Raw genomic sequence first — 1326 nt, forward strand, 5'->3', positions numbered from 1 at the left:
TGAACCGCCCCGGATTTTGAGGAGGCTCCTTTTTCCAAGAGAATGGAGCCATGATGAACAAAGCTAAAACACCCAAATATTCCCCTGAAGTTCGCGAACGCGCGGTGCGCATGGTGCAGGAACACCGCGGCGAGTATTCCTCGCCCTGGGCGGCGGTGGAGTCTATTGCTCCTAAGATCGGCTGTTCGCCCCATACCTTGCATGAATGGGTTAAACGGCATGAAGTCGATACCGGATTGCGCGACGGCGTCACCAGCAGAGTGTGAACGTATCAAGGCGCTGGAGCGTGAGGTCAAGGAATTGCGCCGTGCCAACGAAATTCTGAAGCTGGCCAGCGCATTTTTTGCCCAGGCGGAGATCGACCGCCGTCTGAAGTCATGAACACCTTCGTCGATACGCATCGTGATGCTTTCGGGGTCGAGCCGATCTGCCGTGTCTTGCAGATCGCCCCGTCGGGCTACTGGCTTCATGCCACACGCCAGCGCAATCCCGCGCTGCGTTGTGCGCGTGCGCAACGCGACGATGTATTGATACCCAAGATCGAACGCGTCTGGCAGGCCAATCTTCAGGTCTACGGCGCGGACAAGGTCTGGCGGCAGATGAAGCGCGAAGGCACCGAGGTCGCGCGCTGCACCGTCGAGCGCCTGATGAACCGCCTAGGATTGCGCGGCGCGGTGCGGGGTAAAAGCGTGCGCACGACGGTACCCGACTCCAAACAACCGTGCCCGCTGGATCGGGTGAACCGCCAGTTCAAGGCGGATCGGCCGAACCAGCTCTGGGTCTCGGATTTCACCTATGTTTCGACCTGGCAGGGCTGGCTGTATGTGGCCTTCGTGATCGACGTGTTCGCCCGGCGCATCGTTGGCTGGCGAGTGAGTCGAAGCATGACGACGGACTTCGTGCTGGACGCACTGGAGCAGGCGCTCTACGCCCGTCAGCCCGAATGCGATGGCAGCCTCGTGCATCACTCAGACCGGGGCTCGCAGTACGTCAGCATCCGCTACAGCGAGCGTCTCGCCGAAGCAGGTGTTGAACCCTCCGTGGGCAGCAAGGACGACAGCTATGACAACGCCCTGGCCGAGACGATCAATGGGCTGTACAAGGCGGAACTGATTCACAGGCGCGGCCCGTGGAGGACACGGGAAGCGGTGGAACTGGCGACCCTCGAATGGGTGGCGTGGTTCAACCATGTCAGGCTGCTCGAACCCATCGGCTATATCCCTCCGGCAGAAGCTGAGGCAAACTACTATCGGCAACTCGCCGAACAGACCGAATTAACGGCCTGCACTTAAACCAAATGGCCTCCACGAAACCCGGGGCGGTTCA

The 1326-nt window shown here is 60.4% G+C and carries 1 pseudogene and 1 other annotated feature; the pseudogene reads left to right on the top strand.

The features are described from left to right. Window positions 1-53: 53 nt before the first annotated feature. Window positions 54-1292 (top strand): annotated as a pseudogene (locus HF921_RS12860) (IS3 family transposase). After that, window positions 336-452, top strand: a sequence feature (AL1L pseudoknot). It overlaps the preceding pseudogene by 117 nt. Window positions 1293-1326: the final 34 nt, after the last annotated feature.

The organism is Acidithiobacillus ferriphilus (assembly GCF_018854775.1).
In the GTDB taxonomy this organism is placed as follows: Bacteria; Pseudomonadota; Gammaproteobacteria; order Acidithiobacillales; family Acidithiobacillaceae; genus Acidithiobacillus; species Acidithiobacillus ferriphilus.